Genomic DNA, 13,146 nt, shown 5'->3' on the forward strand with positions numbered 1-13,146 from the left:
GGAACTGCGCGTGACGGCTTTGGTTCCCGCCTCGTCCGCCATGATACTACGCCCGATGCAGAAAATGCGCCTGCATCATCACATCGAATTCCGCCTGACACTGATCCAGCAATCCCGAGATCGGGGCAGCGGCATCAGGCGTATCCGAAGCGGCCAACGGGATATGGTTCTGCGCTGCGATCAGACCCGATGTCGTGTCAAACCCCACCCAGCCATGCTCCGGCACCAGAATTTCGGCCCAGGCATGCAGGTCACAGGTCAGGCGGTCCGGATCAGCCTGAAGGGCAGAAGGCTCGATGAGATAGCCTGAGACGAAACGCGCTGCGTAACCCATATGACGGGCCAGGGCGATCAGCAGCCACGCGCTGTCACGACATGACCCGGCCTCGCGTTTCAGGGTTTCCTGAGGCGTCCAGACTCCCGGCTCCATGCGGCGCATGTAGTGCAGCCTGGTCGCGATGCGACGCGCCAACCTGGACAGGCGTTCGAGAGGGCTCCCGATCGGCAATCCGTCTTCGGCAGACAGAAACGGGACCAGCACCGCATCCTCCGTCACGGGGCGGCGATAGGCCTGCTCGAGCGCTGTTTCGCCGTCAGACGATCTCACCCCCATGCCCAGCGGATCATAGGGGGCGAGATCGACAATCATGCTCACATCAACCACGAACTGCGACATGCGATCGGAGAAACGCACTTCGGAGACCATGTTGCCATGTCTGTCGTGATGCCAGTCCAGTCCGGCATGATCCGGCCCTATGGAAAGCGCATAGGTCATGATCGCATTGCGCGTGCGCGATGGCGGCCGCAAACGGATCGTCTGCGGGCCAAGTGACACCATCCGGTCGTAACGATAGGACGTGCGATGATTGAGCAGCACTGGCTGGCTCATCCTGCGCGCCCCGCTGGGCCTGGTTTCATGACACTCCCTTGCCTGCGCCTTCCCTGCATGTCCCCTGCCTGCCCCGATGCTGTGCCTCCAGGGACCATCGTGCACCTTCCATGATGCCTGCCGCCCGCCGCCGGTTCAGGCAGCGCCTTGCAACCATTGGGCCGATATTCTGTTTGACAGCAATAAACCGGCGAACCCGCCCGGAACAGCCTTTCTTTTAGTGCTTGGCAAGTCACGAATTTTGGTAGTTTAATAAACAACCGTAACGTTTCGGTTCAGGATACACCAGACCCTCCCCAACAAGAAGGTGAGAAAATATGGCGCTCGACGCCTTGCCCATCCATGAAGCCGGTATTTTTTCGACCTACGACACGCCCGCCTTTTACTGCGAGCTGATGAACCGGGGCAGTGAACTGCCCGAAGCCCTGCAGAAGGTGCAGGAACGTCTGGCCCATCTCACCCTTACCGACCTGCGCGAGCGAACGACTGACGCAGAAAACCTGCTCTGGCGTCTGGGTATTACCTTCACGGTCTATACAGAACGTGAGGCGATTGATCGTATCCTGCCCTTCGACATGATCCCCCGCCTGCTCACGGCCGAGGAATGGGCATTTGTCGAGAAGGGCGTGCAGCAGCGCGTCAAGGCCATCAATCTCTTCCTGTGGGACATCTATCACGAGCGCCGTATTCTGGATGATGGCATTGTCCCGGCCGATCTCGTGCTCAAGAACGCCAATTACTGCAAGGCGATGATCGGGGTGGACGTGCCGGGCGGTGTGTATGTCCACATCAACGGCACTGACCTCATACGCGACCGCTCAGGGCGCTTCCTCGTGCTTGAGGACAATGCGCGCACCCCTTCCGGGGTCTCCTACGTCATCGAAAACCGCCACATGATGCTGCGCCTGCTGCCTGATCTGGCCTCGGGCATCAAGCTCCGCTCTGTCGAGGATTATGGCGTCAGGCTACATCGCGCCCTATGCGACGTGGCCCCCGAGGGCGTGACAGACCCGCAAGTGGTTCTGCTTTCGCCGGGCATGTATAATTCCGCCTATTTCGAGCATGTGTTTCTGGCCCGTGAGATGGGTGTGCCACTCGTCGAGGGGCGGGATCTGGTGGTTGAAGATCATCATGTCTTCATGCGCACCGTTGCCGGGCTGCGCCCTGTCCACTCGATCTACCGCCGTATCGACGACGCGTTTCTCGATCCCCTGGCTTTCAATCCCGAGAGCCTGCTGGGTGTGCCGGGCCTCGTCGAGGCCTATTGTCGTGGCAACGTGACCCTTGCCAATGCGTTGGGCACCGGGGTGGCCGATGACAAGGCCATCTATGCCTATATGCCCCGCATCATTCGCTACTATCTCGACGAGGACCCTATCCTCGACAGTGTGGAAACCCATATCTGCGCCGAGCCCGAAGGCCTTGCCCACACGCTCGATAATCTCGCCAATCTCGTAGTGAAGCCCGTCGGCGATTCCGGAGGCTATGGTCTCATCATCGGACCCCATGCGACCGAAAGCGAGCTTGAGGCCTTTCGCGAGAAGCTGATCGAAAATCCGGCCAATTACATCAGCCAGCCCGTCATTGACCTTTCCGTTGTGCCGACCCTCTGCCCCGCCGGTGTGGAAGGGCGTCACGTCGATCTGCGCCCCTTCGCGGTGACAGGAAAATCCACCTGGGTTCTGCCCGGCGGGCTGTCCCGCGTCGCGCTGCGAAAGGGGTCTCTGGTGGTGAATTCATCGCAGGGTGGTGGCTCGAAGGATACCTGGGTGATGTCAGCATGAGCCGCTTCAACCCCTATGTCGCAGGCATACAGCCCGACCTGAACACCCTGCTCTCGCGCTATGCCGAGAACATGATGTGGCTTGCGCGCTATATGGAGCGCATCGAAAACCTCGCCCGCGTGCTTGAGGTGACCGAAGCTTTCGTGCGGGGTGCCGATGGCCGCCCGGTATGGGACTCAATCGTCAATATCAATAGCGATGAGGAACGGTTTCGCGCCCTCTATCCTGCCGCGAGGGAGGAGGATTATCTGTGCTTTTACATCACGGATTGCTCCAACCCGAGCTCGATCCGGGCCATGGCCCATACCGTGCGCGAAAATGCCCGTTCTGCACGCCCCCTTATCTCGACCGAGATGTGGATGCAGCTCAACGTCTTCACACGCTGGATGCTGGACCTCACGCCCGGCGACATACGACGCACCGGGCTTTCGGCCCTGTGCAACCGCATCAAGCAGGAATGCCAGTCCCATGCCGGCGTGACGGAAGGGACGCTCTATCGCGATCAGGCCTGGCTGTTCTATCTGCTGGGTCGGCATCTTGAGCGCAGTGACCAGATCACACGACTGATCGACACGCGCTATCATACGCTCCTGCCCGATGCTGCCGAGGTGGGGTCGGAAATCGACATGACACAATGGGCGTCCGTGCTGCGCTCGGCTGCAGCCTATCACGCCTTTCGTCGTCTCAAACCGGTGACGACCACGCCTGCCAATGTGGTTGGTTTCCTGCTCAAGAACGAGGGGTTTCCACGCTCGCTCGCGCTTAACTTGCGTCATGCCGATTCTGTTCTGGGCGCCCTCGCCACACACTACAACCTGCGCAAGCAAAGCTCGGCGGTGCAGGAACGCCTTGGCGAATTACGTGCCATGCTGGATGACCAGACAGCCGAGGAAATCATCATTCGTGGGCTGCATGAGTGTATGCACTGGATTCAGGAACAGATCGAAACCTGCCAGAACGAACTGGCCGCCGCCTATTGGGCGCCACCCAAGGTGCTTGATGCCGGAAGCTTCAGCCAGTCTCAAGGTCAGGCGTAGAAACCGGCAGCGAGATCTTGCCGTGCGGGCGTTGAGTCCCACCGGTACGATATTTGGCTGTCTGCACTGAATGACCCATAAAAAGACCCGCTGCATCTCTGATAATGCAGCGGGCCTTTTCAATTCAGTCTCGCGCTACCCTGCCTGCAACAGGGATGACGGGACTCAGGCTTCGGCTTCGTCTTCCTGCTCTTCCGGCGAGGTCATCATGGCCTCAGCCACAACACCAGCCTGCTCGCGGATACGACGCTCGATATCGGCCGCCATCTCGGGATGATCGCGTAGGAACTGCTTGGCATTCTCACGCCCCTGACCCACGCGGGTGCTGTCATACGAGAACCAGGCACCCGATTTCTCAACGATATTGGCCTTGACGCCCAGATCGATCAGTTCGCCGACCTTGCTGATGCCCTCGCCATACATGATGTCGAATTCGACCTGACGGAAAGGCGGGGCCATCTTGTTCTTGACCACCTTCACGCGTGTCTGGTTGCCCACCACCTCGTCGCGATCCTTGATCGAACCGATACGGCGGATATCCAGACGCACCGACGCATAGAACTTGAGCGCGTTACCACCGGTCGTGGTCTCGGGATTGCCGAACATCACGCCGATCTTCATGCGGATCTGGTTGAGGAAGATCACCATCGTGTTCGAGCGCGAAACCGTGCCAGTCAGCTTGCGCAGGGCCTGGCTCATCAGACGGGCATGAAGACCGACATGGCTGTCGCCCATATCGCCCTCAAGTTCCGCACGCGGCACCAGTGCCGCCACGGAGTCGACCACCAGCACATCGACGGCACCGGAACGCACCAGCGTATCGGCAATTTCCAGAGCCTGTTCACCAGCGTCAGGCTGGCTGAGCAGAAGATTGTCGACATCCACACCAAGCTTGCGGGCATAACCAGGATCGAGCGCATGTTCAGCATCGATGAAGGCGCAGGTTCCGCCCTTCTTCTGGGCTTCGGCAATGGCATGAAGCGCCAGTGTCGTCTTGCCGGAGCTTTCCGGGCCGTAGATCTCGATGATACGGCCGCGCGGCAGACCGCCGATACCGAGGCCGATATCCAGACCCAGCGAGCCGGTGGAGATCACATCGGCCTGCTCCTTGGGGCGCTGCCCCATGCGCATGATCGACCCCTTACCGAAAGCCCGTTCGATCTGGCTCAGCGCACCTTCGAGTGCTTTCGTCCTGTCCACGCTCATATCCTGTCCTCCGCTCACACCAGTGTTGCCGAACTCATGAAAATCGGCAATCGGGGCGGAGCGATTCGTGTTGATCGTTCACATTTGTTCTTGAGAACATATCATGATCACGCCCCTTTTGCACAAGGGGACGGGCATAAAAAATACCCCCTGTTTCCAGGGGGTATAAGTGTCGTTTCTGCAAACAATTCATGCTCCCACATCCGGCCTCGATGACCCAGACGCGAGAGATCACGCGGGATCAGTTGTTCACACTGCCCACGGAAAGACCGCCACCACGCGGATCGGTGTCACCCTGGCAATTGCCGCCCTTGCAGACCGAGGCATTGACGCGCCCCTGCCCTTCATGCGGCACCGTCGTGCCACAGACGATCGCCCGTGCAGCCTGAGCCAACGCATCGGCTGCATCGTTCTGGCCGGAGGCGGCGGCGGCACCAGTCAGGGTGCCACGACGCTGCACAATGGCAGCAGCCAGGAGCGGTGCCGGATAGCGCCCCGGTGCCGCGGCCAGCAGCACGCCCGTTCCTTCAGCCATACGACCTGTGCCGAACAGATTGTTGTCAGTCAGGGCGCAGGCCACAGCACCACCCTTGTTGTCTGTCACGACAAAGGAGGTCGAGGCCGGAAGCGACGGCAGGGAGCCACCGCGGCTGGAGCCCCCATTGACCAGGGTCTGTGCAGCGCTGAGGAGGGCGTCATTGCTCAGGCCATGACGGTCTTCGCTGCGCCACGTTGCCACCACGCTCTGCGCGGAGGCGCCGGAGTGGAACGCTGCCGCAGCGCCAAGCCCACCATCGGCAGGCGGCGGCAGGAACGAGGCCACATAGCCATCCTGCTCGACCTGAAGCGGCGCGATCTGCGCTGGCATGGCGTTACGCAACGCTGTGGTCGAAAGGCCGCCCCCTGCCTTGTTGGCCCCTTCGACAAAGATCCCGCCAAGCGCCCCGTTGTACAGATCGCCCACACCAACATTGGTCATGCGCTCCAGAAAGCTTGCCAGCTGGGGCTGCACCAGCGCATCGCCATTTTGCAGCGGCGCACCATCGGGACGGCTGAAAACGCTGCGTGCGGCGTCATCGGCGAAGAGGGGGTTATGTACCGCAGCAATATCACTGGCCAGCACGCGGCTGACTGTGGTGCCGCTGCGGGCAAGACGAACGGACGGACCAAGAATATCAGCAAATTCGACGGTGCCGTAGCGAAGCTGCATGGTGAACAACCCACGCGGCGTCATCGGTATCGCCGCCTGACGCGTGGCTGCACCCGAAGCGCTGGCTGAACCGGGAAGGAACACGAAAGCCTGGGGGGCCTCGTTGGCGCGTGTGGCCAGGCAGGCGCCACCACCGCCCAGAGAGGCACGCGATGGCAGGGTGACCGATAGTGCCATTCCCACTGCAGCCGCAGCATCGGCTGCATTGCCGCCATGCACCAGCACATCGCGCCCGATCAGGGCCGCACGCGGCTCATCGGCCACTACCGTGCCGATATAGCCCGTCACGATGGGCGTGGTCTTGCCAAACAGGCTGTGACCGATATGCGCGACATCGCTGCACCCGGCGAGCAGCATGGCTGCCGTAAGGGCACAAGCCGGGCGCAACCCTGCCTTGAGCGCAAAGCGCCCTGCGGGGCGACAGGGGGCATTCGACTGACGATGCGCCACGTGCGGTGTCTCCATGACCCGGCAAGCCTTTTCTCTACTGTTCCGGACAGGGATGGTATCTTCGGAGGCCGAAGAAGCAACTGTCTGGAAATTGGGTTCGTTAACGCATCTAACCGTGATCCGGACGATGGGCAACCGCGCGCCCGGCTCCGGTTTTGCGAAATCGCTTTTGCTGGCCTATGCAGGAGCGCGTTTTCTTCACGCCCATGTCTTTCACGACCAGCAGGATCGTCCTCATGACCCGCCCGACCCGTGCCCGGCTTGCCGGCACTTTTCTCGCCCTTGGTCTGACCGTGTCGACCGCCGTTCCGGCCCTTGCTGCCCCCAGTACTGCGTCTGCCGCTGCGGAATCGTCTTTCAGCCCGGCCCAGCGCGCCGAGATCGTGACGATCCTGCGCGACGCCCTGAAGAATGACCCGAGCATTCTGAGCGATGCCATCGTGGCCCTGCGTCAGGGTGCCCAGCAGAAAGCAGCAGATGACGCCCTAACCCACGTCCGTTCCGATCGCGAGCGTCTGCAAAAGGGGCCCGACTACACAGTGCGCGGCAACCCGCAGGGCGATCTCACCATCGTGGAGTTTCTCGACCCGCGCTGCGGCTATTGCCGCAGCATGGTGCCCGTTGTCGATGCTCTTCTGAAATCAGACAGCAAGCTGCGTCTGGTCGAAAAGCTGGTGCCGGTGCTGAGTGAGAAAAGCGTGCTGGACACGCAGGCCATTTTCGCCGCCGCGCTGCAGGGCGGCTACGAAAAGATGAAACGCGCCCTGATGCAGGACACGACGCCCCCTACCCTGGATCGTATCCGTCAGCTTGCTACGGCCAATGGGCTGAATGCGGACAAGCTTGTGACTGACATGCACGCCTCGAGCGTTGCCGCGCAAATCAACGAGAATCTGGCCGAAGCAAGGCTGATCGGCCTCGATGGTACGCCGACCTTCGTTTTCGGTACGAATGCAATCATTCCCGGTGCCATCTCGGCTGAGGAAATGCGCGAGCAGATCAAAACCGCACGCAAGGACGCGCGCTGACAACACTTACCCTTCCATCCTGCAAGGGCCCCAAAGGAGGCGACCTTGCAGGATGGGTTAGATCAGCCAGGTATCTTGCTCGCCTTGATCTTGGCTTCGAGCCGACCGAGATTTTCGAGAATCTCCGGCGAGGGCGGTGGTGGCTCCGGGCTCAGGCTCTCAAGCCTTGCAATCAGAGCTTCCATCACCACCAGACGCGAATACCATTTCTTGTTTGACGGCACGACAAGCCAGGGCGCGTGCTCGGTCGCCGTCGCCCGGATCGCTTCCTCATAGGCTGTCTGGTAAGCGGGCCAGAACTGACGTTCCGCCAGATCGCTCTCATCGAACTTCCAGCGCTTGTCCGGCCGATGAAGACGACGCAGCAGACGCTCCTGCTGACATTCGGGCGACATGTGCAGCATGACCTTGAGAATATGGATGCCCTGCCGGCCCAAATAGGCCTCGAAATCGCGGATATCCTGCAGGCGGTGGTCCCAGAACTCCCGCTTTGTCGGATCGCCCTTCATGCCTCTCGCATCGAGCGTGTCAGCATGAACACGGGCAACGAGCACATCCTCGTAATGGCTGCGGTTAAACACCCCCACCTGACCACGGCTCGGTATGGCCATGTGGACGCGCCATAAATAATCGTGAGAAAGTTCGATATCGCTCGGCTTCTTGAATGACACGACCTTGGTACCCTGCGGGTTCATCCCGGTCATGACATTGAGAATGAGGCTGTCCTTGCCCGCACCATCCATGCCCTGAAGAACAAGGAGCATGGAATGGCGATGCTCTGCCGCAAGCCTTTCCTGTAACGCTCCGAGATGAGCACGCCGCTTGTCCAGCCACGCCTCGACATGGCCCTTGTGCAAACCGCCATGATCCTGCGGGTGGACGGATTTCAGCTCAAAATCGCGCCCGTCGCTGACGAGATACTTGCCAGGAAGCTTGCGGGCCAGGCCCAGAGTCAGTTCAGTCACTGCTTCGATCCACTGCGAGGCCACCGGCAGCCTGACAGACAGGCATCATCTCGATGGCGTTGATGTTGACATGGGGCGGCAGGCTGAGCAGCCATGAAACGGTTGCCGCGATATCCTCAGGCGTCAGCGGGTCAGTCCCTTTATAGACATCCGCTGCCTTCTGATTGTCGCGCAGCCGCACATTGCTGAACTCGCTGCCGCCGCACAGTCCCGGTTCGATCGTGCTTGCACGGATTTTCGTTCCCAGCAGGTCAGTGCGCAGATTACGCATGAACTGGCCGACAAACGCCTTGGTGGCTCCGTAAACATTGCCCCCGACATAGGGGTAAGTCCCTGCGATACTGCCAAGTGTGATGATGTAACCGTGATTGCGTTCGACCATTTGTGGAAGAAACGCGCGAGTGACATCCACGACACCCGTCACATTCGTGTCAATCATGGTTTTCCAATCCTTGAGATCGGAGTCTTGCGCTTTGCCCACACCGAGGGCCAGACCGGCATTATTGATCACCACATCGACCTGACGCCATGAGGGCGGCAGGCTGGTGGGCAGGGCCTGAACCTTTTCGGCATCGGTCACGTCAAGCACCTGCGGAAGAAACGCCTCGCCCAGCTCTTTCTTCATGGCCTCAAGCCGTTCCGCCCGTCGGCCGGTCCCGATCACACGATGGCCTTCCTTGACCAGACGCTTCGCAATAGCCTGACCAAACCCGGCTGTTGCGCCGGTTACCAGAATAATCGCCATCGTTTTCTCCATTTCAGGTTCAGGACACACAGGGGCCCACGCTATAGCAGACGGGGCAGCCGCTCCATGGTTGCCACACTCTGTATCGTTGCCACGGCGCGCCGCCCTTGCAAAACCCCCTGCAATGGCCGACATTTTCCCTCATGGCTTCAGATTTTCAAACGCCCGACGAGACCACATCCGAAACCCTGGCAGGCCGTCTGCTCATTTCGAGCCCCATGCTTGGAGAGTCGGAATTTGCGCGCAGCGTGGTCTATGTCTGCGCCCATTCGCGCCGGGATGGCGCCATGGGGCTGATCATCAACAAGCGCGCATCGCATCCCACGCTCGAAACCCTGTTCGAGCAGCTCGACATTACCCCCTCACCGCCCAAGCGCCGGATCAATCTGTGCATGGGCGGCCCCATGGAACCGACCCGTGGCTTCGTGCTTCACTCGGCCGACTGGCGGCGTGAAGATAGTCTCGTGATCAACAACGAGAACTGCCTGACTGCCAGCCTCGATATTCTGCATCAGATCGCCGCTGGCGAAGGCCCACGCCATGCCCTGCTGGCGCTGGGCCATGCCTCATGGGAGCCGGGTCAGCTGGAAGATGAAATCATCCAGCAGAATGCATGGCTGAGCGCCCCCGCCATGGATGATCTTATTTTCGGCAGTGATCAGATGGTGAAATGGCGCAAGGCCCTTGCCACCATCAATATCGATCCCCTCTCCCTCTCCAATCTCGTCGGCCACGCCTGAGGGCCGCCTAGCCCGGGCATGCACCGGGTTCGAGGGGACGCGCATCAAGGATACGTTCCGCCGCCTCGTTGCTGAGGGGGTGGTGATAGAACTGGCGGTAGAAATCCTGGATCTGTGCGAGCATCGCAGCGCGATCAATCGTCCCTTTCCCGATCAGCTGACGCGCCCACAGGCGTTGCAACAGCAATTCGGGGCTGTAGCGATCCCAGTTGAACACCCCTGACGGGTTGCGAAACACATGGTGCTGCGCCACGGCAGCAAGCTGTGCCCAAAGCGGCGATGACGCGATTTCCGTCTCGCTGCCTGCATCTGCCCCCAGAATGATGATGTCGGGCTGCCAGCCCAGGATCTGCTCCAGCGAAACCGGGCGCTTGTTGCCATGCATACCGATCGCGGCATTGCGGCCACCGGCATCACGTATCCACTCATCCACGATACTCGTATCACCATCCACGGTCAGGGGATCGAGCGAGGCGATATGCAGCACACGTGGCGCTGGCACTGATTTCTTCACTGCCTGCGACCTGTCGAGCGCAGCAAAAGCCGTGCGAAAGCGGGCGGCCTGAGCCTTTGCCTCATCCGTCCCCAAAAGGACCGCCGTCTGATCGATTGTCGCCAGCATCCCCGCGAAATCGGTAAAGCCGACAGGCGCCGCTTTCAGCCCGACAGATTGCAAGGTACCTGCCACACCGGAATCACGGGTGACAAAAACCAGATCGGGGTGAAGGGCGAGAACAGCCTCGGCATTGAGCACCATGCTACCAAAAACATGGGCCTGATGCAGGGATGGGGCGACGCAATACATCCAGGCAAAGCGCGACGGCGAGACGACCGTACCGACAATCCTGTCTGCTGCGCCCAGCATGATCAGCGTGGCATTATGGGCGTACCATCCATCCACAATCCGCGCGGGAGGCGGCGTTGCTGGCAGGGCTGATGCCTCCTGAAGCGTGGCCACCGCCAGAAACCCGCTCAGTACAGCGCCCCAGCCGAAGCCTCTCATTCCGCCCTATCCCTTTGTGCAAAGAAGCGCTCAGCGCCATGATCGTAATGTTGAAGGGCAACGTCATAAAACGCGCTCAGACGCCCCGCCTCAAGAACATCACACGGTCGTCCCTGTGTCACCACGCGCCCGGCCTCAAGCAGGACGACATGGCTCGCGTGACGGTAGATCATCTCAGGCTGATGCGCTGTCATGATGACCAGACGGCCCTGCTGCGTCAGGGCGGAAAGCAGCCCCATCAATCGATGCTGATAGCCGTAATCGAGCCCGGCCAATGGTTCATCCAGCACGATAACCGGCGTCTCCTGCGCCAGTGCCCTTGCCAGAAGAACGCGCTGATACTCGCCCCCCGATAGTGCGGTGCAGGGCCGCCGCGCCAGATCCTGCAAACCGAGCTGCGCAATGGCGCGCTCGATGCTGTCGCGGTCCGCCCTCGACAGGCGCGTTATCAGCCCGCCATGCGGCAGCCTGCCCATCTGCACCACCTGCATCACGTCATAGGGCGGCAGGTGCTCCCTGTTTTGCGGCACGTAGCTCAGCAATCGGGCCCGATCCATGCGCGAAAGATCGGTCAGGAGCACATCATTGACCCGAACCCGTCCCCGGTCAGGCACGGTAAGACCGAGCATCAGCCGCAGCAGCGTCGTTTTGCCAGCGCCATTCGCCCCCATCAGGCTGACCAGTTGCCCGCCCGAGAAATTCAGCGTCACGTCATCGAGTATGAGGCGTCCTCGCCGGGTAAAGCCGAGAGCCTGTGTCGCAAGGGATGCCACTTATAACTGCCCTTCGCGACGTAAATGCCTCAGCACCACGATGAAGCCTAACGCCCCGAAAAGCTCGGTCATCATGCCAAGGGGAATCTCGGACGCTGTCAGGCTTCGCGCTGCGGTATCGGCCAGCATCAGCCCCGCCGCCCCCATCAGCGCCGCTAAAGGCAACATGAGGCGATGTCCCGGCCCGATAATGAGCCTGGCCATATGGGGCACAATCAGCCCGACCCAGCCGATAATCCCGGCCATTGATACCGTCAGAGCACCAAGCGACGTGGCGAGGGCCAGCACGACGATCCTCATGGCCCCGACCGGCAGGCCAAGGCTCCGGGCTTCGTCATCGCTCAGAACCAGCGCGTCCAGCGCCCGCGAACCCAGCCATAGCATTGCCATGCCCAGCACACATAAGGGCGCCACCCAGGCAAGCTGCGCCCATTGTGTCCGGGAAAGGCTCCCGAGCAGCCAGTAGATGATGGCTGGCAACTGATCGAATGGATCAGCCACATATTTGAGTAACGAGAGAAAAGAGGTGAACAGGGCAGCGCTGATCAACCCGCCCAGCAGCAGCGGTAAGATACCCTCGCGCCCCACCAGCCGCGCGACGCCAAAGCCGCAGGCCACGGCGCAACACCCTCCGGCAAAGGCCGCAAACCCCACTACCGCACTACTGCCATGCAGCAGGATGGCCAGCGCCGCCCCGAAAGCCGCGCCACTCAGTACCCCCAGCAGATCGGGCGAGACGAGCGGATTACGGAAAACCGCCTGAAACGCGCTTCCTGACACTGAAAGCGCCGCCCCAACCACCATGGCCCCGATCAGCCTTGGCAGGCGCGCATAGAGCAGCACGGCCCGTGTTTCGGCAGCACCATGCCCGGCCATCATGGCCCCGATTGCATGGAATGAAAGCGGATAGCGCCCAATAAGAATTCCGGCGGCAAGCGCGCCGATCAGGATGAGAGTGAGCATCAGAAAGCACAAACGATTGCGCAATGCCCCTTCCCCCTTTTGCCATAATGGACCTGATTACCCCGATACCGGGTCAGGGCTTGTCTGGCGAGAGGTTCATGGCTTGTGCAGACAATCGTGCAGCATAGCCAACGAAGAAACGCGAGGTCTCCGATGTGATCCAGATAATATCGGAAATAATCGGTGGGCGGATGGTCTGCCTTTTCAGCAATACCAGACCGCCAGAATGACCAGAATTGTGGAAATTCTGGTCGGAGTGAGAGGATTCGAACCTCCGGCCCCTGCGTCCCGAACACAGTGCTCTACCAGGCTGAGCTACACTCCGAACCGATGGATGGGGCTATACTGCCAGT

At 60.6% G+C, this 13,146-nt stretch carries 12 protein-coding genes and 1 tRNA gene; 4 read left to right on the top strand and 9 right to left on the bottom strand.

Annotated features, from left to right (window positions below; genetic code table 11):
• Positions 1–46 precede the first annotated feature (46 nt).
• On the bottom strand, positions 47–889 hold the full coding sequence (locus ED655_RS02140) for a transglutaminase family protein (protein ID WP_122048791.1): 843 nt from the start codon (positions 887–889) through the stop codon (positions 47–49).
• Positions 890–1,206: 317 nt separating this feature from the next.
• Between ED655_RS02140 and ED655_RS02145 the strand changes: the two genes are divergently transcribed.
• Together ED655_RS02145 and ED655_RS02150 are read left to right on the top strand one after the other, a co-directional pair.
• The gene (locus ED655_RS02145; protein ID WP_122048792.1) at positions 1,207–2,673 is read left to right on the top strand and encodes a circularly permuted type 2 ATP-grasp protein; all 1,467 of its coding nucleotides are present in this window, start codon (positions 1,207–1,209) and stop codon (positions 2,671–2,673) included.
• Complete coding sequence (locus ED655_RS02150) at positions 2,670–3,710, top strand: alpha-E domain-containing protein (RefSeq protein ID WP_162993348.1); 1,041 nt, start codon at positions 2,670–2,672, stop codon at positions 3,708–3,710. Before ED655_RS02145 ends, ED655_RS02150 begins: the two co-directional genes overlap by 4 nt.
• A gap of 165 nt (positions 3,711–3,875) precedes the next feature.
• Here ED655_RS02150 and recA read toward each other — a convergent pair whose 3' ends face one another.
• Positions 3,876–4,916, bottom strand: coding sequence for a recombinase RecA (gene recA, locus ED655_RS02155; RefSeq protein WP_122038551.1), 1,041 nt, complete (start codon positions 4,914–4,916; stop codon positions 3,876–3,878).
• Between the two features lie 241 nt (positions 4,917–5,157).
• Positions 5,158–6,591 (bottom strand): gamma-glutamyltransferase, encoded by a 1,434-nt coding sequence (locus ED655_RS02160; protein ID WP_122048793.1) that lies wholly within the window; start codon positions 6,589–6,591, stop codon positions 5,158–5,160.
• Between the two features lie 221 nt (positions 6,592–6,812).
• Between ED655_RS02160 and ED655_RS02165 the strand changes: the two genes are divergently transcribed.
• Entirely contained in the window at positions 6,813–7,604 is a 792-nt protein-coding gene (locus ED655_RS02165) for a DsbA family protein (protein ID WP_122048954.1), read from the top strand.
• 62 nt (positions 7,605–7,666) lie between these two features.
• On the opposite strand, the gene ED655_RS02170 is transcribed toward ED655_RS02165, so the two are convergent.
• Positions 7,667–8,569 carry a PPK2 family polyphosphate kinase gene (locus ED655_RS02170; protein ID WP_122048955.1) on the bottom strand — a complete coding sequence of 301 codons (903 nt, stop codon included), beginning with the start codon at positions 8,567–8,569 and terminating at the stop codon, positions 7,667–7,669.
• On the bottom strand, positions 8,562–9,314 hold the full coding sequence (locus ED655_RS02175) for an SDR family NAD(P)-dependent oxidoreductase (RefSeq protein ID WP_205835964.1): 753 nt from the start codon (positions 9,312–9,314) through the stop codon (positions 8,562–8,564). The genes ED655_RS02170 and ED655_RS02175 overlap by 8 nt, the downstream gene beginning before the upstream one ends.
• A 143-nt stretch (positions 9,315–9,457) precedes the next feature.
• On the opposite strand from ED655_RS02175, the gene ED655_RS02180 reads away from it, so the two are divergent.
• Positions 9,458–10,054: a YqgE/AlgH family protein gene (locus tag ED655_RS02180; RefSeq protein ID WP_023979686.1), complete on the top strand. Its 597-nt coding sequence runs from the start codon at positions 9,458–9,460 to the stop codon at positions 10,052–10,054.
• Between the two features lie 7 nt (positions 10,055–10,061).
• Here the strand turns inward: ED655_RS02180 and ED655_RS02185 are convergent, their stop codons facing one another.
• The 4 genes from ED655_RS02185 to ED655_RS02200 form a co-directional block, all read right to left on the bottom strand.
• The gene (locus tag ED655_RS02185; RefSeq protein WP_122048795.1) at positions 10,062–11,057 is read right to left on the bottom strand and encodes an ABC transporter substrate-binding protein; all 996 of its coding nucleotides are present in this window, start codon (positions 11,055–11,057) and stop codon (positions 10,062–10,064) included.
• Positions 11,054–11,830, bottom strand: a complete 777-nt coding sequence (locus ED655_RS02190; RefSeq protein WP_122048796.1) for an ABC transporter ATP-binding protein — start codon at positions 11,828–11,830, stop codon at positions 11,054–11,056. The genes ED655_RS02185 and ED655_RS02190 overlap by 4 nt, the downstream gene beginning before the upstream one ends.
• A complete protein-coding gene (locus ED655_RS02195) occupies positions 11,831–12,793 on the bottom strand; it encodes a FecCD family ABC transporter permease (RefSeq protein WP_122048797.1) in 963 nt (320 codons plus the stop codon).
• Positions 12,794–13,041: 248 nt separating this feature from the next.
• Positions 13,042–13,118, bottom strand: a tRNA-Pro gene (locus tag ED655_RS02200).
• Between the last annotated feature and the right edge of the window lie 28 nt (positions 13,119–13,146).

Source organism: Asaia bogorensis, assembly GCF_900465345.1.
In the GTDB taxonomy this organism is placed as follows: Bacteria; Pseudomonadota; Alphaproteobacteria; order Acetobacterales; family Acetobacteraceae; genus Asaia; species Asaia bogorensis_A.